Here is a 20,691-nt window from a genome sequence, read left to right on the forward strand (position 1 = left end):
TCACGCCGTCACCCGCTTCGGCGCCCCGGGCACCTGCGCGTCGGGACGCCTCAGGTAGATGGGCCGGGGCGGGCCGAGCACGGCCAGCTCCCGCGCCTTCTCGACCGAGTCCACGCGGCCCTCGGGCACCCGGGCGAGCTCCGCCGCCGCCTCCTCGCTCAGCGTCGCGAGGTGCTCGGCCGCCAGGGCCGCGAGCGCGCCCGCCGAGGGGTGTTCGGGGCCGCGCACCCGGTCGGGGCCGATCACGTCGGCGTACATGGCGCCGCCCGCGCCGATCACGGGCAGTTCCCCGGGCAGGTCGTGCGGCCGGTCCACGCGCGGCCCGTCGAGCCGCGTGCGCGAGTCGCCGTACCGGGCCCAGAAGACCTCCTTGCGGCGCGCGTCGGTCGCGACGAGGAACGGACCGCTCTCCCGCGCGGCGTACGCGAGGGCGTCGAGCGTGCACATCCCGAACGCCGGCACCCCGGCGGTCATGGCCAGCGCCGTCGCGGTCATCAGGCCGACCCGCAGGCCGGTGTACGGCCCGGGGCCGGTCCCGGCGACGATGGCGGTCACGTCCTTGAGCGTCGCGCCGGACTCGCGCAGGACGTGCTCGACGGCGGGTGCGAGGAGCTCCCCGTGCCGCCGCGCGTCGATCGTCGTCGACTCCGCCACCACGCGCTCGCCGTCGTACAGCGCTGCGGTGACGGCGGGAGTGGCGGTGTCGAAGGCCAGAACAAGCACGAAGGTCAAGCGTAGTCGCTGTGCGGAGGCGGACCGCCACGCCGGGGACCGGTCCCGGCCCGTACGGCCGCCGCCGGCCGTACGGACCGGGCGCCGGGGCGTCGGGTGGCTCAGGCGGGCTTCAGGCGTCGCGGATCAGCGAGGCGTAGACGATGACGTTGTCGCGGTATTCGTGCCGCGACCAGTCGAATGTGCCGCCGCAGGTGATCAGGCGCAGGCCGTCTTCGGTGTAGACGCGCTCGGCGGGGAAGTCGTCCTTCGGCACGCGCTCCACCGAGTCGACCCGATAGGAGGCGGTCTTGCCATCGCTGCGCACCACCTTCACGACTTCTCCCCGGCGCAGGTCGCGCAGCCGGTAGAAGACGGCGGGCGCGGTCTTGGTGTCCACGTGACCGATGATCACGGAGGCGCCGGGGTCACCCGGCACGGCGCTTCCCGTGTACCAGCCCGCGGTGGACGGCTTGTCGAACGGCGGCAGCTCGACGTCGCCGTCGCCGGTCAGGCCGAGTTTCATCAGGGGTGCCTTGAGGTGCAGCGCCGGGATGTCGATCCGCTTGGGTACGACGGAGGATCTGGCGGCGGGCTGGTCCGTCATCCCTCTGCCGCCCGCGACGGCGGCGAACGCGAGACCGGTGACCACCCCGGCGATGATCACCCCCCGGGTGGACAGCGCCAAGGTCAGGCCCCGGAGCGCCTGCGGACCACGCCGATGCCGACGCCGAGCGCGGCCAGCAGCACGACGACGGTCACGCCCATCGGCAGGCCGGACTCGTCTTTGGGGCCCCCGGCCGCCGTGCCGCCGCCGCCCGCGTGCGGCGCCCGGGTGGGAATCCTCGTGTGATCCTGGGTGTGGTCCTGGGTGTGGTCCGGCTCCGGCGCGACGATCCGGAACGACGCGCTGCCGATGTCGTTGGTGGCCTCGCAGCGCACCTGCACGCGGTAGCCGCCCGGCTTGGCTCCGGCCCTGATGGTCGCGCTGCCGCGCACCATCGGCACGGCGGCGGACGGAGTGGCCTCCGACGACGCCGGGGCGACGAGCGTGACGAGACCGGTGAAGGCGTCGGAGCGGGCGGTCGCCCGATATGCCGTGCCGCCCTGGGGCAGCGGGCACCTGGCGGTGATGTGGATGCTCTTGGTCGACCCGCCGACGATCCGCTTCGGATCGAGCTCCACCCGCACGTCCTGCCGGGGGACGGAGACGAGCGGCGTCGACTGGGCCGGGGTCTGCGCCGCCGCGGGGTCGGTGGAGACCGTCTCGGCCGACGCGGTGCAGCCCAGCGCGGCGAACAGTAAGGCTCCCCCGACGGCGACCTGCGTGATCCTGCTCAACGGCACACCTCTTCCACGCCGGTCCCTTACCCAGAAAATCCTTGCCGACTCATGACCGGGGATCTTCCTTGCCCCGATGATCCTCAGGTACGCGGACAGGCGTCAAGGACTGTGCGGCCGACCGGTCTGGAACCCGTACGGACGACGTCCGGCTTGTCCCCGCAGGTCCTTGTCGCACGTCAGAGTCCGAGTTGCGGCCTTTATACGGCTATCCGGCCCAGGGCGGCGGGTGCTCAGGCGGTGAGGAACCAGGGCGGTCAGGCGGCGCGATCAGGGGACGGTGTGATCAAAGCGACAGGGTGATCCGGTGACGCGGTGATCAGGCGGTGGGATGGTCGGGCGTGGTGAGATCACACGGCGCGGTGATCAGGGCGGCAGGTGCTCAGGCGGCGGATGCTCAGGCCAGGGAGAGCTCCGACCAGCGCGGGCCCACGCCGGTCACCCGTACGCGGCGCTCCTCGTCCTCGGCGCCCCGCTCGATCTGGACGTCCAGGCGGTCCTCGGACAGGCCCTCGACCAGGCCCTCGCCCCACTCGACCACGGTCACCGACTCCTCAAGCGACGCGTCGAGGTCGAGGTCGTCCACCTCCAGCGTGCCGCCCAGCCGGTAGGCGTCCACGTGCACGAGCGCGGGCCCGTCGGACAGGGACGGGTGGACCCGGGCGATCACGAACGTGGGGGACGTGATCGGCCCGCGCACCTTCAGGCCCTCCGCGAGGCCCTGCACCAGTGTGGTCTTCCCCGCGCCCAGCGGGCCGCTCAGCACGACCAGGTCTCCGGGGGCGAGCAGCCCGGCCAGCCGCGCGCCCAGCTCACGCGTCTCATCGGCGGTCGTGGCCCGGAACTCGGCCGTGGTCACGTGTTCCCCCTCTCGGCTCGCTTCAGCAGCTCGCGGAGCGCCTCGTTCACGGCGTCGGGCCGTTCGAGCTGAACGAGGTGCGAGGTCTCCGGCACGATGGTGAGCTGCGCGGTCGGCACGGCCGCCGCGATCGCCTTGCTGTGGTCGAGCGGCGTCAGCCAGTCGCGGTCGCCCACGATGATCGCGGTCGGCACCTTGTTGAGCACGTCGAGCGAGGTGAGCTTGTCGTGCGTCATCAGCGCCGGATAGAAGTCGGCGATCACCTCGGAGGGGGTCGCCCTGATCATGGACTCGACGAAGTCCACGACGGTGGGGCTGACGTTCTTGGAATCGCCGAACCCGAGGTGGCGCAGCGCCAGGAAGGACAGGTCGGTGCCGGCCTCACGGCCCCGGTCGACCAGCGCGCCGCTCCTGCGCATGATCGAGACGGCCGACGGCACCGCGAGGTTGACGAGCTTGGAGACCAGGGCGGGCAGGCCCAGGGTGATCTCGGCGAGCTTGCCCGCCGAGGTCGCCACCAGCGAGACGCCGCGGATCTTGTCGCCGAACAGCTCGGGCCGCCGCTCCGCCAGCGCCATGACCGTCATGCCGCCCATGGAGTGGCCCACCACCACGCACGGCCCCGGGACGAGCTCCTCCAGCACCAGCGCGAGATCCTCGCCGAGGCGCTCGATCGTGCAGTCGCTTGCCATCGCGCGCGCGGAGTGGCCGTGGCAGCGCTGGTCCCACAGCACGAGCCGGTAGAAGTCGCGCAGATCGCGCCGCTGGTAGTGCCAGGAGTCCGACGACAGGCAGTAGCCGTGGCACAGCACCACGGTCAGCGGCGCGTCCTCCACACCGTCGATCTCGGCATGGATCTGCACGCCGTCCGAGGTCTCGAGCGTCACCGAACGTCCGTGCAGCTCGCCGAAGGGCTCACTCGCCTCCAGGTCCGGCCGCAGGCGGATGCGGCCCACGGCGTACCTTTTGGCGAGCGTGGCCGCCGCCACTCCCGCGGACGCCGCACCGAAGACCGCTCCGGCGATCCCGACCTTGCGACGTGTGCTCATGCCTGCCCTCCTCGCAGCCGCGGCTCAGCGTCCGTCCGTATGGACACGAGGCACGCGGGATCCGATCCTCGTCACGATCTCATGGGTAATCGTGCCCAGGGAATCCGCCCATTCCTGACAAGTTGGCTCACCATTGTCCCCGGGACCGAAAAGGATCACCTCGTCCCCCGATTCCGCAGGATCGTCACCCAGGTCGATGACGAACTGGTCCATGCACACCCGCCCGGCGATACGCCGCCGCCGGCCCGCTGCCAGCACCTCCGCCCGGTTGGTCCCGTTTCTCAGGATGCCGTCCGCATACCCGAGAGGAACGAGGCCAAGCGTGGTCTCACGCTCCGTGACGTACAGGTGCCCGTACGACACGCCCGCGCCCGGGGCGGCCCGCTTCACCTGCGCGAGCCTGGCCGTCAGCGTCATGGCCGGGCGCAGCCCGAAGTCGCCGAGCTCGGGGATCGGGCTCAGGCCATAGACGGCGATGCCCGTACGGACCATGTCATACCTGGCCTGCGGCAGTGTGACTGTCGCCGCCGAGTTGGCGAAGTGACGGATCGCGTCGCTCGGCACCCCCGCCTTGTCGGCGACGGCGAGCGCCTCCTCGAACGTCGCGAGCTGGTCCTCGATCGAGGGATGGCCGGGGATGTCCGCGCAGGCGAAGTGCGACCACAGCCCGGCGATCTCGATGGCCCCGCTCGCCCGCGCGGCGAGCGCGTGCTCGACCAGCGACGACCAGTCCGCCGGTGTCGCGCCGCCGCGGGAGTTGCCGGTGTCGGCCTTCAGGTGCACCCGGGCGGTGCGCCCGGTGCGCCGGGCGGCCTCGACGATCTCGTCCACGACCCATGTCGCCCCGGCCGACAGCTCGACGTCCGCGAGCAGCGCGGCGTCCAGCGGCTCGCCGGGGGTGATGAGCCACGACAGGATCGGCGCGGTGATCCCCGCCTCGCGCAGCGCCAGCGCCTCGCGGACGAGCGCCGTGCCGAGCCGGCTCGCGCCCGCCTCCAGGCACGCCTTGGCCACCGGAGCCGCGCCGTGACCGTACGCGTCGGCCTTGACGACGGCCATCATCTCGGCGCCGGCGGCCGACTCCGCGAGCAGCCGCACGTTGTGCGCGATGGCGGACAGGTCGACGCGCGCCTCGGCCGGGGTGGCGGAGTGCACCGTTGAGAAGCTCATTTTTCCAGTGTGTCAGGTGGACCCGGGTGAATGCGCCCACCCTGACACCGCACGTCAGAGCGTGCGCAGGGCCTCGGGCAGCGCCTCGGCGACGTCGAGCGCGGCGATCGGCGCCTGCCCGGGCCCCGCCGCGACGCCGCCGCCCGAGGCGACCCGCGCCGCCAGCCCGTGGACGTACGCCGCGCACGAGGCCGCGTCGTAGCCCGTCAGCCCGGCGGCCAGCAGGGCGCCCGCGATGCCCGACAGGACGTCGCCGGTGCCGCCCGTCGCGAGCCAGGGCGTCCCGGTGGTGTTGACCCGCACCGGTCTGTGCTCCTCGGCGACGAGCGTGGTCGAGCCCTTGAGCAGCACCGTCGCCCCCAGCTCGGTGGCGGCCCTGCGCACGTGTTCGAGCCGCTCGGCCTCGATGTCCTCGCGCGGCACGCCGAGCAGCCGCGACAGCTCTCCCGCGTGCGGCGTGAGCACGGTCGGGGCGGCCCGGCGCAGCAGCGAGCGGTCCTTGGCGACCAGCGTCAGCCCGTCGGCGTCCACCAGCACGGGCACCCCGGTGGACAGCACCGCGCGGGCCACCGCGTGCGCCTCCGGGCCCGTGCCCAGCCCGGGGCCGAGCACCCACGCCTGCACCCGCCCGACCTCGTCGAGCGAGCTCCTCAGCACCAGCGACGGGTCGAGCACGGTCGTGACGGCCTCCGGCCAGCGGGTCCTCACCAGCCGCACCGGCTCGGCCGAGCTCGCGAAGCGGACCATCCCCGCTCCGGCGCGCACAGCGCCGCCGACCGAGAGCACGGCGGCCCCGGTGTACCTGTCGCTGCCTGCGGCGACCCCGACGACGCCGCGCCGGTATTTGTCGCTCTCCGCGCCCGGGCGCGGCAGCAGGTCGGCCACGTCGTCGCTGGTCAGCGCGGTCACCTCGGGATCCGGCAGGTAGGGCCCGAGGCCGATGTCCACCAGCTCGACCGCGCCCGCGTGGGCGGCGCCGGGATCGATCAGCAGACCGGCCTTGTACGCGCCGAACGTGACCGTGAGGTGCGCGCGCACCGCCGGTCCCTCGACCCGCCCGCTGCTCGCGTCCACCCCGCTCGGCACGTCGACCGCGACGACCAGGCCGTCGGTCCGGCCGGTCAGCTCCGCGAGCGTGGCGTACGGCTCCCGCAGCGCCCCGCTGCCTCCGATGCCGACGAGGCCGTCCATCACGAGGTCGGCGCGGGCCAGCAGCTCACGGGCCCGCTCGGCGTCGTAGGGGTGCGCCCGGCCGCCCGCCTGCCGCAACGCGGCCAGGCCGCCCTCGTGGGTGCGCGAGCCGGCGAGGACCGCCTCCACCCGTGCTCCCCGGCGGGCCAGCCTGGCCCCGGCGTACAGGGCGTCCCCGCCGTTGTCGCCGCTGCCGATCAGCAGCGCCACGCGGGAGCCGTACACCCGGCCGCAGGAGCCGGCGAGCAAGTGTGCGCAGACGGCGGCGAGCCCGGCGGCGGCCCTGCCCATCAGCGTTCCCTCGGGGAGCCTCGCCATCAGCGCGCGCTCGGCGGAGCGGATCTGGTCGGAGGTGTAGGCGGTCCGCATGCGTCCGACGGTAGCCTGCCGGGTCCGCGATGGCGATCACCCGGCGTACGGCGTCGGCGGGAGGACGCCGGCACGGCGCGGGCAGCGGTCCTCCCGGCGTGGGTCCTCCCGGCGTGGCCGGGCGTGCCTCAGGCGGCAGGACGCCGCCACGCGCGGCGGCCGGGCGTGCCACTCTGTGAAAGGCGTGCGCTCAGGACTCGGCGACGACGTAGGCGACCGCCATGCCGCCGTCGTGCGACAGCGAGACGTGCCATCTGCCTACGCCGAGGTCGCGGGCCACCTCGGCGGCCCGGCCCGTGATCCGCAGCTCCGGCCTGCCCTGCGCGCCGCGCACGATCTCCGCGTCGAGGTGCCGCAGGCCCGGCGGCGCCCCGAGGGCCTTGGCCACGGCCTCCTTCGCGGCGAACCGCGCGGCCAGCGACTCCAGCGGCAGCGCGCCCTCGGCATCGGTGAACAGGCGCTTTCGCAGCGCGGGCGTGCGCTCCAGGGCCGCGCCCAGGCGCGCCACCTCGACCACGTCCACCCCGATGCCCACGATCACACCGCCAGCGTACGGGCCAGTTGTTGTTCCCCGTCGCGCGCCGGAGTAATCCATCGATTTCTGTCCACAGGCTGTGCACGACCCCGGATGGGCGCGGGCGAAGGCCATGGCTACGCTTGCCGTCGTGGCAGATGGGGACGCGTACGTCGAGCTGAGCCGGGAGCAGTGGCGTGACCTGCGTAAGAACACACCGCTCACGCTCACAGAGGCGGAGCTGGAAGAACTGCGCGGCGTCCACGACCCGATCGACCTGTCCGAGGTCACCGACATCTACCTGCCGCTGACCCGGCTGCTGAACCTGCACTTCACCGGTTCGCGGCAGCGCGGCGCGGCCGTCGGCGCGTTCCTCGGCGAGCAGGACGCGCCCCCGCCGTACGTGCTGGGCATCGCGGGCAGCGTCGCGGTCGGCAAGTCGACCACGGCGCGCCTGCTGCACGCGCTGCTCGCCCGCTGGCCCGAGCACCCCCGGGTCGACCTGATCACCACCGACAGCTTCCTCTACCCCAACAAGGTCCTGGAAGAGCGCGGGATCATGCACCGCAAGGGCTTCCCGGAGAGCTACGACCGGCGGGCGCTGGTGAGCTTCGTGGCCGACGTGAAGGCGGGCCGCCACGCGGTGGAGGCACCCGTCTACAGCCATCTGGAGTACGACATCGTGCCCGGCGCGGCACATACGGTGGACCGGCCGGACATCCTCATCGTCGAGGGCCTCAACGTCCTGCAGCCCGCGCCGCCGGACGCCCTGGCGGTCTACGACTACTTCGACTTCTCCATCTACGTGGACGCCCGGATAGAGGACATCCGCACCTGGTATGTGGAGCGCTTCCACAAGCTGCGCCGCACGGCCTTCTCCGACCCGAAGTCCTACTTCCGGCACATCGCGGCGCTGTCGTACGAGGAGGCGACCACGTTCGCCGAGAACGTGTGGCGTGACATCAACGAACGCAACCTGGTGGAGAACATCGCCCCCACCCGCCGCCGGGCCGGCCTGATCCTGCACAAGGGCCCCGACCACTCCGTCACACGGGTGCGGCTGCGCAGAACCTGAGCCGGATGCCCCCGGTACGGCGGCGGTCTTCGGAAGGGCGTGAGAGGCATACCTGAGACGTAGGCGGGTTCCTCCATCAGGCGGAGGCCCGGCGAACGCCCAGCCCAGTAGGGTCGGATCATGACAGCGAGCGCGACTCCATGCTTCGCGACCGAGGGGCTGACCAAGCGTTTCCCCCGCGTCACGGCGCTCGACGACCTCACGGTCGCCGCCGGCACCGGCGTGACCGGCCTGGTGGGCGCCAACGGCGCGGGCAAGTCGACGCTGATCAAGATCCTGCTCGGCCTGCTTCCTCCGACCTCCGGGCGTGCCTCGGTGCTCGGCTTCGACACGGCCACCCAGGGCCTGGAGATCCGGCGCGCCGTCGGCTACATGCCCGAGCACGACTGCCTGCCGCCGGACATGTCCGCGACCGAGTTCGTGGTGCACATGGCCCAGATGTCCGGGCTGCCGCGTACGGCCGCCCGCGAGCGCGCCGCCGACACCCTGCGCCACGTGGGGCTGGACGAGGAGCGCTACCGCCCGATGGGCGGCTACTCCACAGGCATGCGGCAGCGGGTCAAGCTCGCCCAGGCCCTCGTCCACGACCCGAAGCTGGTCTTCCTCGACGAGCCCACCAACGGGCTCGACCCGCAGGGCCGCGACGACATGCTCACGCTGATCCGGCGCATCGGCACCGAGTTCGGCATCAGCGTGCTGGTCACCTCCCATCTGCTCGGCGAGCTTGAGCGGGTGTGCGACCACGTCATCGTGATCGACGGCGGGCGGCTGCTGCGCTCCTCGGCGATCCGGGAGTTCACCCGGGCCGAGCAGACCATCGCGGTGGAGGTCGAGGAGGGGCAGCAGCGGCTGGCCGAGCGCCTGACCGCCGGCGGCGAGACGGTCGTCACGCAGGGCAGGCTGATCACGGTCCAGGTCTCCGCGGACGACCCCGGCCGCACCTACGACGCCGTACGCGACGCCGTCTGCGACCTCGGCCTCAGCCTCCTGCGGCTGGAGCAGCGCCGGGGCCGCATCGAGGACGTGTTCAAGGAGCCGGTGGCATGACGACAGAGCCGACCGCGGTCATCCACGACATCGGATACCGCCACTACGACGGCGTACGGCTGGGGCGTGGCAGGGCGACGCTCGCCCTCGGCGTGCAGAGCCTGCGCGGCGTGTTCGGGCTCGGCCGCACGGTCCGCGCCAAGATCATGCCGCTGCTGCTGACCGCGATCATGCTGATGCCGACCGTGGTGTCGATCGGCGTGATGGCGCTCGCCAAGCAGTTCGTCATGCCCTATCCGAACTACGCCGTCTTCATGCAGGCGGTGATCGCGGTCTTCCTGGCCGCGCAGTCGCCGTACCTGGTCGCGCCGGACCTGCGCTTCCGCGTGCTGCCGCTGTATCTGTCCCGCCCGCTGACCGTGACCGACTACGTGCTGGCGAAGCTGGCCGCGCTGGCGGTCGCGCTGTTCGGGCTGCTGGCCGTGCCGCTGACGATCGAGTTCGTCGGCGAGCTCCTGGTCGACATGCCCGGCCCGCCGCACACCGCCGACTATCTCGGCGCGCTGGGCGGCGCGGTCCTCCACGCGGTTCTGCTGTCGTCCGTGGGCATCGCCCTGGCGTCGTTCACCCCGCGCCGCGGTCTCGGCGTCGCGTCGGTGATCGCGTTCTACATGTTCACCGCGGCCGTCTCCGGGATCTTCGCCGGCGTGCTGATCTCGTCGGGACGCGACGATCTCGCCGGGTGGGCCCTGCTGCTCAACCCGTTCTTCCTCGTCGACTACGCCCAGTCGGCCCTGTTCGGCACCACGCCCGTCAACACGGAGTCGGCTCCGCCCGGCATCGCGACGTGCCTGATCCTGCTGGCCGTGATCGCCGTGGCCGTGACGGGCGTTCTCCTGCGCTACCGGAAGGCGGCGTCGTGACCACCACAAGCTCTCCCGTGACCACCCGCCAGGGCGTGCTCGAACTCGCCCAGGTGTCCCGCTGGTATGGCAACGTCGTGGCGGTCAACGACGTCACGATGACCATCGGACCCGGCGTCACCGGCCTGCTCGGGCCGAACGGCGCGGGCAAGTCGACGCTGCTGCACATGATGGCCGGGTTCCTCGCGCCGTCCAGCGGCACGGCGACCCTCGACGGCGGGCGCATCTGGCACAACCACGAGATCTACCGGCGGATCGGCCTGGTGCCCGAGAAGGAGGCCGTCTACGGCTTCCTCACCGGGTGGCAGTTCGTGCTGTCGTCGGCCCGGCTGCACGGCCTGCCCTCGCCCGCCGACGCGGCCGAACGGGCCCTCGACCTGGTGGAGATGACGGACGCCGCCGGCCGCCGCATCGAGACCTACTCGAAGGGCATGCGGCAGCGCGTCAAGGTCGCCGCCGCCCTCGTCCACGACCCCCAGGTGCTGCTGCTGGACGAGCCGTTCAACGGCATGGACCCCCGGCAGCGGCTCCACCTCATGGACCTCGTACGCCGCATGGGCGAGGAGGGCCGGACGATCCTGTTCAGCTCGCACATCCTCGAAGAGGTCGAGCGGGTGGCCCACCACATCGAGGTCCTGGTCGCCGGGCGACACGCCGCGTCGGGCGACTACCGCGAGATCCGGCGCCGCATGGCCGACCGGCCGCACCTGTTCCGGGTCAGGTCGAGCGACGACCGGCGCCTGGCCGCCGCGCTCATCGCCGACCCCTCCTCCAGCGCGGTCTCGCTGACCGAGCAGGGCGTCGAGGTCCAGGTGACCGACTACGCGCGCTTCACCGCGCTGCTGCCGCGGATGGCGCGCGATCTCGCCGTACACCTGTGGCAGGTCTCCCCCACCGACGAGGACCTGGAAAGCGTCTTCTCCTACCTCATCTCCGGGAGCTCTCGATGAACACGGTGGTGGCGGACATCACCTACCGGGCCATGCTCGGGCGCAAGCGGATCTGGCTGCTGATCCTGCTGCCGGTGGCGCTGGTCGCGCTCGCCGCGCTGCTCAGGGTGGTGAACGGCCAGGACGAGCAGACGGCCGTGCTGCTGATGAAAAGCTTCGCGATCGGCACGATGCTGCCGCTGCTCGGGCTGATCGCCGGGACGGGCGTGATCGCACCGGAGATCGAGGACGGCACGATCATCCACCTGCTGGCCAAGCCGATCTCCCGCCCGGTGATCGCGGTGACGAAGTTCGTGGTCGCGGCCTCCCTCATCGCGGTGCTCGCGGCCGTCTCGACCTACGCCTCCGCGTATCTCCTGGTCGGCTCGGAGTCGGGCGTCGCGAGCGGCTTCGCCCTCGGAGCGCTGTTCGGCGGCATCGCGTACGCCGCGGTGTTCCTGCTGCTGGGCGTGCTCACCCGCCACGCGGTCACGGTCGGCGTCATCTACGCCCTCGTGTGGGAGGGCGTGGTCGGCGGCTACGTGCCAGGCGCCCGGAAGTTCTCCATCCAGCAGTGGGCCCAGTCGCTCGCCGACCAGGTCTCCTCCTCGCCCTTCTTCTCCACCGAGGTGACGCTCGGCTTCGCCGTACCGGCGATGGTCATCGTCACGATCGGCGCGGTCGTCTGGACCGGTCAGCGCCTGCGCTCCCTCTCCCTGACCGGCGACGACTGATCGGGTCCAGAGGTTTCCAGAGGTCGAAGCCCGCCCGACACGTCGATGTTCTGGGCCGCGTAGGCCGAATAACCGTCTGCTCGGCGGCGTCATGCGGTGGCGTCGGGGGACAGGACGCGGGCGAGCCACTCGGTGCGCGTACGGCGGGCCGTGGCCGAGATCCGCGCCTGCGGAAAGAGGGCGTCGAATCCGTGGAAGCCGCCCGCCCAGACGTGGAGCTCGGCCTGACCCCCGGCCGCCCAGATGCGGGTGGCGTAGTCGGCGTCCTCGTCGCGGAAGACCTCGGCGGAGCCGGTGTCGATGTAGGTGGCCGGCAGGCCCGACAGGTCGTCCGCCAGCGCGGGCGAGACGTACGGGGGCACCTCGTCGCCGGTGCGGCCGCCGAGGACGGACCGCCAGCCGAACTCGTTCATCTCACGGGTCCAGACGCCGGGCACGCCGGAGAACTGGCGGCTCGACGTGCTGGTGTTGCGGTGGTCGAGCATGGGGCAGATCAGCACCTGCACGGCGATAAGCGGGGTGCCGCGGTCGCGGGCCAGCAGCGTGACGCCCGCGGCGAGGCCGCCGCCCGCGCTGGCGCCCGCGACGACGATCCTGGCGGGATCGACGCCGAGCTCGGCGGCGTGCTCGGCGACCCAGAGCAGGCCCTGGTAGCAGTCGTCGACGAGGGTTGTGCCGGTGGCCTCCGGGGCGAGCCGATATTCGACGGAGACCACGACCGCGCCGAACCGGTCGAGCCACTCCAGCGGGATGTCGATCTGCGAGAAGCGGTCGCCCATGACCATCCCGCCCCCGTGCATCCAGTAGACGCAGGGCGCGTCGGCGGCGTTCTCCGGACTGAAGATCGAAAGGGCGATCGGGGCGCCGTCCGGGGCGGGCACGGTGACCTCGCGCCGGTCGACCCGCCGGTCTGCGAGGAGGGAGTCGACGGGGGCCGCCGGAAGCCGGCGCAGGTGCGCGAGCACTTCGGCGTCGAGCTGCGACATGAGGGGCATCTCGGCCAGCAGGTCACGCAGTTGGGGGTCCAGGGCGGGGCGTACGGGGGTCATGGTCACTGCCTTTCAGAGGGGAGGGTCGCCGGGTGGCCGGCCGGGTCAGAAGGCGGCCTTGCCGCGCACCGGGACGTGGTCGGCATATTCCGACTCCTTGGCCAGCAGCTCGCCGATCCGCGCAACGATGGCCTGGGCGGCCTCGCCGGCGAAGACCCGGTGGTGGTCCTCCTCGCTGGTCCAGCCCTCGATGACGTGGACGACCTCGGGGTCGGAGGCGGAGCGGGAGACCAGATAGACGACGCAGTGCTCGCTCGCGGCGGGGCTGCCCTCGTCAAGGCCGGTCAGCAGCACGTCGACCAGCAGGTCGCCCATGCCGGGCCTGGCGGTCAGGGTCGCGGCGAAGCCGTAGGTGACGGTCATTGATTCCCTCGTGTTTCTCATCGGTGGAGTGAGCTGATCCCATTAAATCGGTTTGACCTGCGGAAACGTTAGAATGATGCTCGCCGCTATTTGCACGATCCTCTCGCGTTCGGGAACGCGGGCCCGGAATCGTGCTGCAATGGCCGCATGTGCCTCGAAGAGCTCCGCACCCTGCTGGCGCGGCATGCCCGGCCCGACGGGACCACCGCCATCGACGGCGTGCTCGTCTCGAAGGTCGACAGGTCGGACCCGCCGGCGCCCTCGATGTCCGGCACCGTGCTGGCGGTCATCGCCCAGGGCGCCAAACGCCTCGCGCTCGGCGACCGGATCTTCGAGTACGGCGCCGGACAGTATCTGGTCGCCTCGGTCGATCTGCCGGTGACCGGGCAGTTCACCCAGGCGGACCCCGAACGTCCTGCGCTGGGCTTCGGTCTCGTCCTGGAACCGTCCGCCGTAGCCGAGCTGCTGCTGCAGGCCGCGCCCGGTGACACTCCCCTCACGAGCGGAGGCGCGGCGCCGGGGATCACCGTCACCGACGCCCCGGCTCCGCTGCTCGACGCGGTGGTCCGGCTGCTGCGCCTGCTCGACGAGCCGCGCGACCGGGCCGTGCTCGCCCCGCTGGTCAAGCGCGAGATCCTGTGGCGCGTGATCACCGGCGAGCAGGGCGCGACGGTGCGCCAGCTCGGCCTCGCCGACAGCGGCCTCAGCCACATCTCGCGGGCCGTGCGCTGGATCCGCGAGCACTACGCCCGGTCGTTCCGCGTCGAGGACCTCGCACGGCTGTCCGGCATGAGCGTCTCCGCCTTCTACCGCAACTTCCACGCGGTGACCGCGATGAGCCCCATCCAGTTCCAAAAGCAGATCCGGCTGCAGGAGGCCCGGCTGCTGCTCGCCACCCACCCGGGCGACGTCATCGGAGTCGGCCACCGCGTGGGCTACGACAACCCGTCGCAGTTCAGCCGGGAATACCGCCGTCAGTTCGGCGCGCCGCCGAGCCAGGACGCCGCCCGCCTGCGGCAGAGCGTCCGCACTCCCGCCGGCGTCCTGCCCTGACAGCAGTCAGCGGCGTACGGACGACCGCCGTGAACGGGCGGCCGTCCGTACGCCGGAGAGACGCCGGGGAGACGTCAGAACGGGCAGGTGCTGCGGTATTCCTCCACGGTCAGACCACGGCTCGGGCCCGGGCAGAGGAACCGGTCATAGCGGGTGTCGTCGTCCACGAACCGCTTCATCCAGGCCACGGCGTACTTGCCGATGGTGGTGTTGGTCGTGTTCGGCGCGAAGTGGGTGGCGTTGTTCAGTTCCAGATATGCCTTGTCGAGCGAGGACGGCAGGCTGGTGTAGAAGGGCACCGCGTGCGAGGAGACCGGCGCGACCGTGTCGTTGTCCGCGCCGATGATCAGCGTCGGGGTCTGCACGCCCGGCCAGGTCTTGTCGAGGTTCCACGGCGTCAGCGGCACCGCGGCCCGCAGCGACGGCCGGTCGTCCACGGCCTCCAGCGTGCCGCCGCCGCCCATCGAGTGGCCCATCACGCCGAGCCTGCTCGCGTCCACCCGGCCGCGGACCGAGCTGCGCTCAGTCAGGTAGTCGAGGGCCGCGAGCAGCTGCCTGCCCCGGCTGTCGGGCTGGTCGAGCCGGGTCAGCGTGTCGATGTTGAACACCACGAAGCCGTGCGAGGCGAGCCGGGCGGCCAGCCACGCGAGGCTCGACTTGTCGGCCGTGTAACCGGGGGCGATGGCCACGCCGCCGAACGTCCCCTCGGACGTGGTGGTCGGATAGTAGATGGTCCCGCCGCCGAAACCGCTCACGAGCAGCGACGACACGTCGACCTGCGCGGTCGTGTACGGCCCGCGCGACGCCTCCAGCAGCGCGTCGGTGGGGTCGGGGCCGTGTACGGCGGCGTGGGCGGCGGGAGCGGTGAGGAGACCGCCGGCCAGTGCGAGCAGCACGACGAGCGCCAGCGTCGTGACCGCGGAGGACAGGCGTCGCAGAAGCAGGGTTGGGGAGTGTGTCGGCACGTCGGTGCACTCCTTGGGGGGAGGAGTGGGAACGGCCACACGGGCCCGTTCCCGCGAGCGGTTTGACCGTCGTCACTGTCGCGCCGCCGACGCCGCACGCGCATCGGTGAAATCACCGGTCGCCGATACCCGCCCGCCTCACGACAGGAGGCGGGTCAGCTCGACCCGGGAGCGCACGCCGAGCCTGGCGAAGATGTTGCGCAGGTGGTGCTCCACGGTGCGCGGGCTGATGAACAGCCGGGCCGCCACCTCGCGGTTCGTCGCGCCCTCCGCCACCAGGGTGGCGATCTGGAACTGCTGAGCCGTGAGCAGCCGGCCTGCCTCCGAGCGGGACGCCGACGGCCGCACCGACTCCCCGGCCGCGCGCAGCTCCGCGCGGGCGTGCTCGCTCCACAGGCGGGCGCCGTACCGCTCGAACGTCTCCAGGGCGCCGTGCAGGTGCTCGCGGGCCGCGCCGGGGCGGCGCGACCGCCTGAGCATGCCGCCGTACAGCAGCCGCGTGCGCGCGGTCTCGAACGCGCACGCCCCCTGACGGTGCAGTTCGAGCGCCTCGGAGAAGCGCTCCCCCGCCTCGGCCGGGGGCGCGAGCAGCGCGTGGCACCGGGCCGCCAGCGCCAGCCGGTCGGGGTCGCGGGTGCTGTCGGCCCAGCGGTCCAGCATGACCAGCGCGTCCCTCGCCTGCGCGATGTCTCCGGTGCGTACGGCGCTCTCGACGAGCAGCGGCGTCGCCATCACCCGCACGACGAGGGGGTCACCCGTACGGGCGACCGTGCGCAGCCGGTTCACGGCGTCGGCGTGGCGGTTCGCCGCGACGTCCAGATGGGCCAGGGCCAGCGTGCCGAGCGCCTCGGCCACGCTGACGCCGTGGGCGGCGGCCAGTTCGACGGCCCGCGCCGCCCGCAGGACGCAGGTCTCCTCGTCGCCCGCGACGGCGGCGGTGAACGCGAGCCAGGCGAGATGCTGCGCGCCGCTGGTGGCCCGGCCCGTCTCCTGCGCCAGGCGCAGGCCGTCCATGGCGTTGGCCGCGACCGCGTCATAACGGCCGCTCCAGAGCTGGGCCTGGATCAGGATCTCCAGCATCTGCGGCATGCTGGCGACCGCGCCGTGAGCGCGCGCCATCTCGACCGCCCGGGACGCCAGCCTGAGCGCGTCGGCGCCGTTGCCGAGCAGAAGGTGCGCCACGCCGCCCCACACGAGCGCCGAAGGGCTGCCGGCCGAGGGCGGCGCCGTCACGCCGGTGACGACGCGGCGCAGCGAGGCGGTCGCCTCACGGTGGCGGCCCCGGAAGGTGGCGGCCATGCCCGCGAGATACTCCAGCGCCAGGCGCGTGACGTGGTCGTCGTCGGGCCGCCGCAGGGTCTCGGCCCGGCGTGCGATCGCCAGGAACCGGCGGTTGTCCCCCGCCAGGTAGCTCGCCTCGCCCGCCCGGACGAGCGCGCGTACGGCCTGCTCGCGGTCGGTGCGCAGCAGCCGCTCCGCGGCGGCGAGCAGCGTGTCGCAGGCGCTGTCGGTCGTGCCGGCGCGCAGCTCCAGGCTGCCCCTGACGAGTTCGGCGTGACCGCGCACCTCGACCCCCGCCCCGAGCGTGTCGATCCGGGACAGCAGCGACCTCGCCCGCTGCGGCTGCCCGGCCTGCCAGGCGTGCCGGGCGGCCGCGGCCAGCCGTGCGGCCTTGGCCTCGCCGTGCCCGGTGAGCTCGGCCGCCCGTTCGAGGACGCGGAACGGCTCGGGAAACGCCGTCGCCTTCGCCGCCGCCTTCGGCGCCGCCGCGAGCGCGCGTACGAGGTCTTCCGCCAGGTGGTCGGCGGGCCCGTCGAGTGCGGCGGCGCGGTGCCAGGCCCGCCGCAGCCGCTGGTGCTCCCCGCCGGAAACACCGTTGTAGAGGCGTGCCAGCAGGCGGTGTGCGGCCCGCCGCCGGGCGAGGGACGCCTCGGCGTACGCGACGTGCCGCAGGATCGGGTCGGCGAGGTCGAAGCCGCCTTCCGGAGTCTCGGCGACGACGCCCGCGGTCTCCGCCGCCTCCAGGGGCGCGAGCCCGCACCGCGACTCCGCGGCGCGCACCAGCGTGGCGGCGTCGATGCCGGGATCGGCCGCGATAAGCAGGACGAGGTCGGCCGTGTCGGCGGGCAGGCCGCGGAGCCGGTCGGCGTACGCCCGCCACAGCCGTCCGCCGCGCGGCGGCGTCTCGGGCGGCGGCGCCGTGCCCGTGCGGTGCGCGTCGGTCAGCGAGCCGGCGAGCTCGGCCAGCGCGAGCGGGTTGCCCCGGGCCGCCCGCACCAGCGCCGTACGCAGGTCGCCCGGGAGCCCGTCGGGCACGAGGTCGTCGAGCACCTGGCAGGACGCCCGCTCGTCGAGGGGCGCGAGCGGCAGCGGCGGCAGGTCGCCGGGGGCCGTGCCGGGCTCCCCGGAGGCGAGCAGCACCGCGACGGGCGCCGCGACGGCCCGGCGGGCCACGAAACAGATCGCCTCCCGGCTGGGGGCGTCGAGCCACTGGAGATCGTCGGCGCACACCAGCACCGGGCGCCCGGCGGTCCGCAGGAGCCGCAGCAGCGCGGCGGGCAGCGCCAGGCCGCCCGGGGCGACGCCGGCGCGCAGCGCCTCGGCGAGCATCCGCATGTCGGCCGCCGTCGTGTCCAGCCGATCCGCGATCGGGTGGAGCAGGGCGTGCAGCCCGGCGTACGGCAGGTGGGTCTCGCCTCTCACCCCCTGGGTGCGGAGCACGAGGAACCCGTGCGGGGTTTCGCCGGCCGCGTACGCGGCGGCGAGATCGAGCAGCGCGGTCTTGCCCGTGCCCGGGCCGCCGAGGAGGAGCAGGCACCCGCCCGCACCGGCCCCGGCCCGGTCCACGAGCGCGCGCAGCGCGTCCGACTCCTTGTCACGCCCCCTTAACGCCCCCGTCGGAACACCGGTCAGATAAGACATAAATCAGTGTTACGCGCACATTACGCAATTGAGAAGCGCTTCCAATAAGGAACCCCGCCGGGCACGCACCCGGCGGGGTTCCTTGTCGGCTGGTGACGCGCGTCAGACGCAGACCGTACGGACGACGTCCGCGAGGCGATCGGCCACGGCCTTGGCCTGGTCGTGCGACGCGGCCTCGACCATGACCCGGATCATCGGCTCGGTGCCGCTCGGGCGGATCAGCACGCGGCCGGTCTCCCCGAGCTCGGCCTCCGCCTCGGCCACGGCCGCCCGCAGCGCGGGGTCGGAGGCCTTCGCCTTGGCCACGTCCCTGACGTTGACGAGCACCTGCGGCAGCTTCGTCATCACCGACGCGAGGTCGGCGAGGGAACGGCCCTGCCGGGCCACCTCGGCCATCAGGTGGAGCGAGGTCAGCAGGCCGTCCCCGGTCGTGGCGTGGTCCAGCATGATCACGTGACCGGACTGCTCGCCGCCGAGCGTGTAGCCGCCGTCCTGCATCGCCTCCAGGACATACCGGTCGCCGACCGCGGTCTCCACCACGGTCAGGCCTGCCTCTCTGAGGGCGAGCTTGAACCCCAGGTTGGACATGACCGTCGCGACGACCGTGTCCTTGGCGAGGCGGCCGTCGGCCTGCATCGACAGCGCCAGGATCGCCATGATCTGGTCGCCGTCGACCTCCTCGCCCGCACCGGTGACCGCGAGGCAGCGGTCGGCGTCGCCGTCGTAGGCGATGCCGAGGTCGGCGCCGCTTCCGACGACGGCCTCCCGCAGGGCGGCCAGATGGGTCGAGCCCACACCGTCGTTGATGTTCAGCCCGTCAGGGGCGGCGCCGATGGTCTCCACGACCGCTCCGGCGCGCAGCAGCGCCTCCGGGGCGACCATGTGCGCCGCGCCGTGCGCGCAGTCGACGACGACCCGCAGCCCGTCGAGGCGGTGGGGCAGCGTGGTGAGCAGGTGGGAGACGTATCGGTCGGCCTCGCCGTACGCCTCACGGACCCGGCCGACGGACGCGCCGACCGGGCGGTCCCACTCCTCCCCGAGCCGCTGCTCGATCTCGTTCTCCACCGCGTCGGGCAGCTTGTAGCCGCCCCGGCTGAAGAACTTGATGCCGTTGTCCGGCGCGGGGTTGTGCGACGCGGAGAGCATGACGCCGAGGTCGGCTCCCAGCGCGTTGGTCAGGTACGCGACCGCGGGGGTGGGCAGCACGCCGAGCCGCAGCACGTCCACACCAGACGACGCGAGGCCGGCGACCACGGCGGCCTCCAGGAACTCTCCTGAAGCCCGCGGGTCCCGGCCTACGACGGCGATCGGGCGGCCGCGCCGCCCGACGCTGGCGTGGAACGCCCCGGCGTCGCCGAGCACGTGCGCGGCGGCCACGGACAGGTCCATGGCCAGCTCCGCGGTGAGGTCGCGCCCGGCGACCCCACGTACCCCGTCGGTGCCGAAGAGGCGCCCCCGGGAGGGGGCGCCCACGGGGTTCCGCGACATTAACGCTTGCTGTACTGCGGAGCCTTACGGGCCTTCTTGAGGCCGTACTTCTTCCGCTCCGTGGCGCGGGCGTCACGGGTGAGGAAGCCGGCCTTCTTCAGCGGCGGGCGGTTGACCTCGGCGTCCAGAGCGGCGAGCGCGCGGGACAGGCCCATGCGCAGCGCACCGGCCTGGCCGGTCACGCCGCCGCCGTCGATGCGGGCGATGACGTCGAACGCGTCCTCGGCGCCGAGCACGACGAACGGCTCGTTGATCAGCTGCTGGTGGACCTTGTTCGGGAAGTAGCTGTCCAGCGAGCGGCCGTTGATCGTCCACTTGCCGGTGCCCGGCACGATGCGGACACGGGCGATGGCCTCCTTGCGGCGGCCGGTGCCGTACGAGTTGCCCGTGGTGACGGGCTTGCGCACGGCGCCCTCGCCGGCAGGGGCCGACTCGGTGGTGTACTCGGAGGGGAACTCCTCCGAGGAGTAGTCTTCCGGCTCGCCCTCGACGAGCGTCTCGATACCGGTGGGCTCGGCCACGGTTCTCCTCTTAACTTTCCTGGCTCGCGATTACTGGGCGATCTGGGTGATCTGGAAGGGCACCGGCTGCTGGGCCTGGTGCGGGTGCTCGGCGCCGGCGTAGACCTTGAGCTTCTTGGCCATCTTCCGGCCCAGGGCGTTCTTGGGAAGCATGCCACGGACGGCCTTCTCGACGGCCCGGTCCGGACGCTTCTCCATGAGCTCGCCGTAGCTGACGGAGCGCAGACCGCCGGGGTAACCCGAGTGGCGGTACGCCTTCTTCTGCTCGAGCTTGTTGCCGCTCAGGGCGATCTTGTCGGCGTTGATGACGATGACGAAGTCACCCGTGTCGACATGCGGAGCGAAGATCGGCTTGTGCTTCCCGCGGAGCAGGGTCGCCACCTGGCTGGCCAGCCGGCCGAGCACGACGTCGGTCGCGTCGATGACGTACCACTGACGTTCGACGTCGTTGGGCTTCGGTGAGAACGTGCGCACGGCA

Annotated in this window: 21 protein-coding genes; 6 read left to right on the forward strand and 15 right to left on the reverse strand. The window is 72.7% G+C overall.

All coding sequences use genetic code 11. The annotated features are described in order from the left end of the window. The 8 genes from tsaB to HCK04_RS08965 form a co-directional block, all read right to left on the reverse strand. The gene (gene tsaB / locus HCK04_RS08930) at positions 1–723 is read right to left on the reverse strand and encodes a tRNA (adenosine(37)-N6)-threonylcarbamoyltransferase complex dimerization subunit type 1 TsaB (RefSeq protein WP_142646693.1); all 723 of its coding nucleotides are present in this window, start codon (positions 721–723) and stop codon (positions 1–3) included. 121 nt (positions 724–844) lie between these two features. After that, positions 845–1,399 carry a class F sortase gene (locus tag HCK04_RS08935; RefSeq protein WP_142646694.1) on the reverse strand — a complete coding sequence of 185 codons (555 nt, stop codon included), beginning with the start codon at positions 1,397–1,399 and terminating at the stop codon, positions 845–847. Positions 1,400–1,401: 2 nt separating this feature from the next. Further along, positions 1,402–2,052 carry a hypothetical protein gene (locus tag HCK04_RS08940; protein WP_142646695.1) on the reverse strand — a complete coding sequence of 217 codons (651 nt, stop codon included), beginning with the start codon at positions 2,050–2,052 and terminating at the stop codon, positions 1,402–1,404. Positions 2,053–2,449: 397 nt separating this feature from the next. Further along, positions 2,450–2,911, reverse strand: a complete 462-nt coding sequence (gene tsaE, locus HCK04_RS08945; protein ID WP_142646696.1) for a tRNA (adenosine(37)-N6)-threonylcarbamoyltransferase complex ATPase subunit type 1 TsaE — start codon at positions 2,909–2,911, stop codon at positions 2,450–2,452. Continuing rightward, on the reverse strand, positions 2,908–3,960 hold the full coding sequence (locus HCK04_RS08950; protein ID WP_142646697.1) for an alpha/beta hydrolase: 1,053 nt from the start codon (positions 3,958–3,960) through the stop codon (positions 2,908–2,910). The genes tsaE and HCK04_RS08950 overlap by 4 nt, the downstream gene beginning before the upstream one ends. Before the next feature lie 24 nt (positions 3,961–3,984). Then, positions 3,985–5,130, reverse strand: a complete 1,146-nt coding sequence (gene alr / locus HCK04_RS08955; protein WP_142646698.1) for an alanine racemase — start codon at positions 5,128–5,130, stop codon at positions 3,985–3,987. Between the two features lie 54 nt (positions 5,131–5,184). After that, on the reverse strand, positions 5,185–6,690 hold the full coding sequence (locus tag HCK04_RS08960; protein ID WP_142646699.1) for an NAD(P)H-hydrate dehydratase: 1,506 nt from the start codon (positions 6,688–6,690) through the stop codon (positions 5,185–5,187). Positions 6,691–6,880: 190 nt separating this feature from the next. Then, positions 6,881–7,231 (reverse strand): holo-ACP synthase, encoded by a 351-nt coding sequence (locus HCK04_RS08965; protein ID WP_142646700.1) that lies wholly within the window; start codon positions 7,229–7,231, stop codon positions 6,881–6,883. 106 nt (positions 7,232–7,337) lie between these two features. Here HCK04_RS08965 and coaA point away from each other — a divergent pair, with 106 nt between their 5' ends. The 5 genes from coaA to HCK04_RS08990 all read left to right on the forward strand — a co-directional run bounded on the left by coaA (position 7,338) and on the right by HCK04_RS08990 (position 11,852). Then, positions 7,338–8,279, forward strand: coding sequence for a type I pantothenate kinase (gene coaA, locus HCK04_RS08970; RefSeq protein ID WP_142646701.1), 942 nt, complete (start codon positions 7,338–7,340; stop codon positions 8,277–8,279). Between the two features lie 120 nt (positions 8,280–8,399). Beyond that, complete coding sequence (locus HCK04_RS08975) at positions 8,400–9,326, forward strand: ABC transporter ATP-binding protein (RefSeq protein ID WP_142646702.1); 927 nt, start codon at positions 8,400–8,402, stop codon at positions 9,324–9,326. Then, a complete protein-coding gene (locus tag HCK04_RS08980) occupies positions 9,323–10,189 on the forward strand; it encodes an ABC transporter permease (RefSeq protein ID WP_142646703.1) in 867 nt (288 codons plus the stop codon). Before HCK04_RS08975 ends, HCK04_RS08980 begins: the two co-directional genes overlap by 4 nt. Further along, positions 10,186–11,139: an ABC transporter ATP-binding protein gene (locus HCK04_RS08985; RefSeq protein WP_260617170.1), complete on the forward strand. Its 954-nt coding sequence runs from the start codon at positions 10,186–10,188 to the stop codon at positions 11,137–11,139. Before HCK04_RS08980 ends, HCK04_RS08985 begins: the two co-directional genes overlap by 4 nt. Then, positions 11,136–11,852, forward strand: a complete 717-nt coding sequence (locus HCK04_RS08990; RefSeq protein WP_142646704.1) for an ABC transporter permease — start codon at positions 11,136–11,138, stop codon at positions 11,850–11,852. The genes HCK04_RS08985 and HCK04_RS08990 overlap by 4 nt, the downstream gene beginning before the upstream one ends. Positions 11,853–11,941: 89 nt before the next feature. Here HCK04_RS08990 and HCK04_RS08995 read toward each other — a convergent pair whose 3' ends face one another. Next, complete coding sequence (locus tag HCK04_RS08995; protein WP_142646705.1) at positions 11,942–12,901, reverse strand: alpha/beta hydrolase; 960 nt, start codon at positions 12,899–12,901, stop codon at positions 11,942–11,944. 45 nt (positions 12,902–12,946) lie between these two features. Further along, positions 12,947–13,264, reverse strand: a complete 318-nt coding sequence (locus tag HCK04_RS09000) for an antibiotic biosynthesis monooxygenase (RefSeq protein ID WP_142646706.1) — start codon at positions 13,262–13,264, stop codon at positions 12,947–12,949. A 147-nt stretch (positions 13,265–13,411) separates the two neighbouring features. Between HCK04_RS09000 and HCK04_RS09005 the strand changes: the two genes are divergently transcribed. Further along, entirely contained in the window at positions 13,412–14,317 is a 906-nt protein-coding gene (locus HCK04_RS09005) for an AraC family transcriptional regulator (protein WP_142646707.1), read from the forward strand. 74 nt (positions 14,318–14,391) lie between these two features. Here the strand turns inward: HCK04_RS09005 and HCK04_RS09010 are convergent, their stop codons facing one another. The 5 genes from HCK04_RS09010 to rplM all read right to left on the reverse strand — a co-directional run bounded on the left by HCK04_RS09010 (position 14,392) and on the right by rplM (position 20,687). Then, the gene (locus tag HCK04_RS09010) at positions 14,392–15,213 is read right to left on the reverse strand and encodes an alpha/beta hydrolase (RefSeq protein ID WP_260617175.1); all 822 of its coding nucleotides are present in this window, start codon (positions 15,211–15,213) and stop codon (positions 14,392–14,394) included. A 207-nt stretch (positions 15,214–15,420) separates the two neighbouring features. Continuing rightward, positions 15,421–18,204 carry a LuxR family transcriptional regulator gene (locus HCK04_RS09015; RefSeq protein WP_142646709.1) on the reverse strand — a complete coding sequence of 928 codons (2,784 nt, stop codon included), beginning with the start codon at positions 18,202–18,204 and terminating at the stop codon, positions 15,421–15,423. 102 nt (positions 18,205–18,306) lie between these two features. Next, positions 18,307–19,692 carry a phosphoglucosamine mutase gene (gene glmM / locus HCK04_RS09020; RefSeq protein WP_142646710.1) on the reverse strand — a complete coding sequence of 462 codons (1,386 nt, stop codon included), beginning with the start codon at positions 19,690–19,692 and terminating at the stop codon, positions 18,307–18,309. Beyond that, the gene (gene rpsI, locus HCK04_RS09025) at positions 19,692–20,213 is read right to left on the reverse strand and encodes a 30S ribosomal protein S9 (RefSeq protein ID WP_142646711.1); all 522 of its coding nucleotides are present in this window, start codon (positions 20,211–20,213) and stop codon (positions 19,692–19,694) included. Before rpsI ends, glmM begins: the two co-directional genes overlap by 1 nt. Positions 20,214–20,243: 30 nt before the next feature. Continuing rightward, on the reverse strand, positions 20,244–20,687 hold the full coding sequence (rplM, locus tag HCK04_RS09030) for a 50S ribosomal protein L13 (protein ID WP_079316251.1): 444 nt from the start codon (positions 20,685–20,687) through the stop codon (positions 20,244–20,246). Between the last annotated feature and the right edge of the window lie 4 nt (positions 20,688–20,691).

Source organism: Microbispora sp. CL1-1, assembly GCF_012034195.1.
Lineage (GTDB): Bacteria > Actinomycetota > Actinomycetes > Streptosporangiales > Streptosporangiaceae > Microbispora.

Excerpts from the sequence above, each read along its gene's own strand:
- HCK04_RS08990 (WP_142646704.1), top strand. The coding sequence starts at position 11,136 with ATGAACACGGTGGTGGCGGACATCACCTACCGGGCCATGCTCGGGCGC.
- HCK04_RS09005 (WP_142646707.1), top strand. The coding sequence starts at position 13,412 with ATGTGCCTCGAAGAGCTCCGCACCCTGCTGGCGCGGCATGCCCGGCCC.
- HCK04_RS08975 (WP_142646702.1), top strand. The coding sequence starts at position 8,400 with ATGACAGCGAGCGCGACTCCATGCTTCGCGACCGAGGGGCTGACCAAG.
- alr (WP_142646698.1), bottom strand. The coding sequence starts at position 5,130 with ATGAGCTTCTCAACGGTGCACTCCGCCACCCCGGCCGAGGCGCGCGTC.
- HCK04_RS09015 (WP_142646709.1), bottom strand. The coding sequence starts at position 18,204 with ATGTCTTATCTGACCGGTGTTCCGACGGGGGCGTTAAGGGGGCGTGAC.
- HCK04_RS08980 (WP_142646703.1), top strand. The coding sequence starts at position 9,323 with ATGACGACAGAGCCGACCGCGGTCATCCACGACATCGGATACCGCCAC.
- glmM (WP_142646710.1), bottom strand. The coding sequence starts at position 19,692 with ATGTCGCGGAACCCCGTGGGCGCCCCCTCCCGGGGGCGCCTCTTCGGC.
- HCK04_RS08950 (WP_142646697.1), bottom strand. The coding sequence starts at position 3,960 with ATGAGCACACGTCGCAAGGTCGGGATCGCCGGAGCGGTCTTCGGTGCG.
- coaA (WP_142646701.1), top strand. The coding sequence starts at position 7,338 with ATGGCTACGCTTGCCGTCGTGGCAGATGGGGACGCGTACGTCGAGCTG.
- HCK04_RS09000 (WP_142646706.1), bottom strand. The coding sequence starts at position 13,264 with ATGACCGTCACCTACGGCTTCGCCGCGACCCTGACCGCCAGGCCCGGC.
- HCK04_RS08995 (WP_142646705.1), bottom strand. The coding sequence starts at position 12,901 with ATGACCCCCGTACGCCCCGCCCTGGACCCCCAACTGCGTGACCTGCTG.
- HCK04_RS08960 (WP_142646699.1), bottom strand. The coding sequence starts at position 6,690 with ATGCGGACCGCCTACACCTCCGACCAGATCCGCTCCGCCGAGCGCGCG.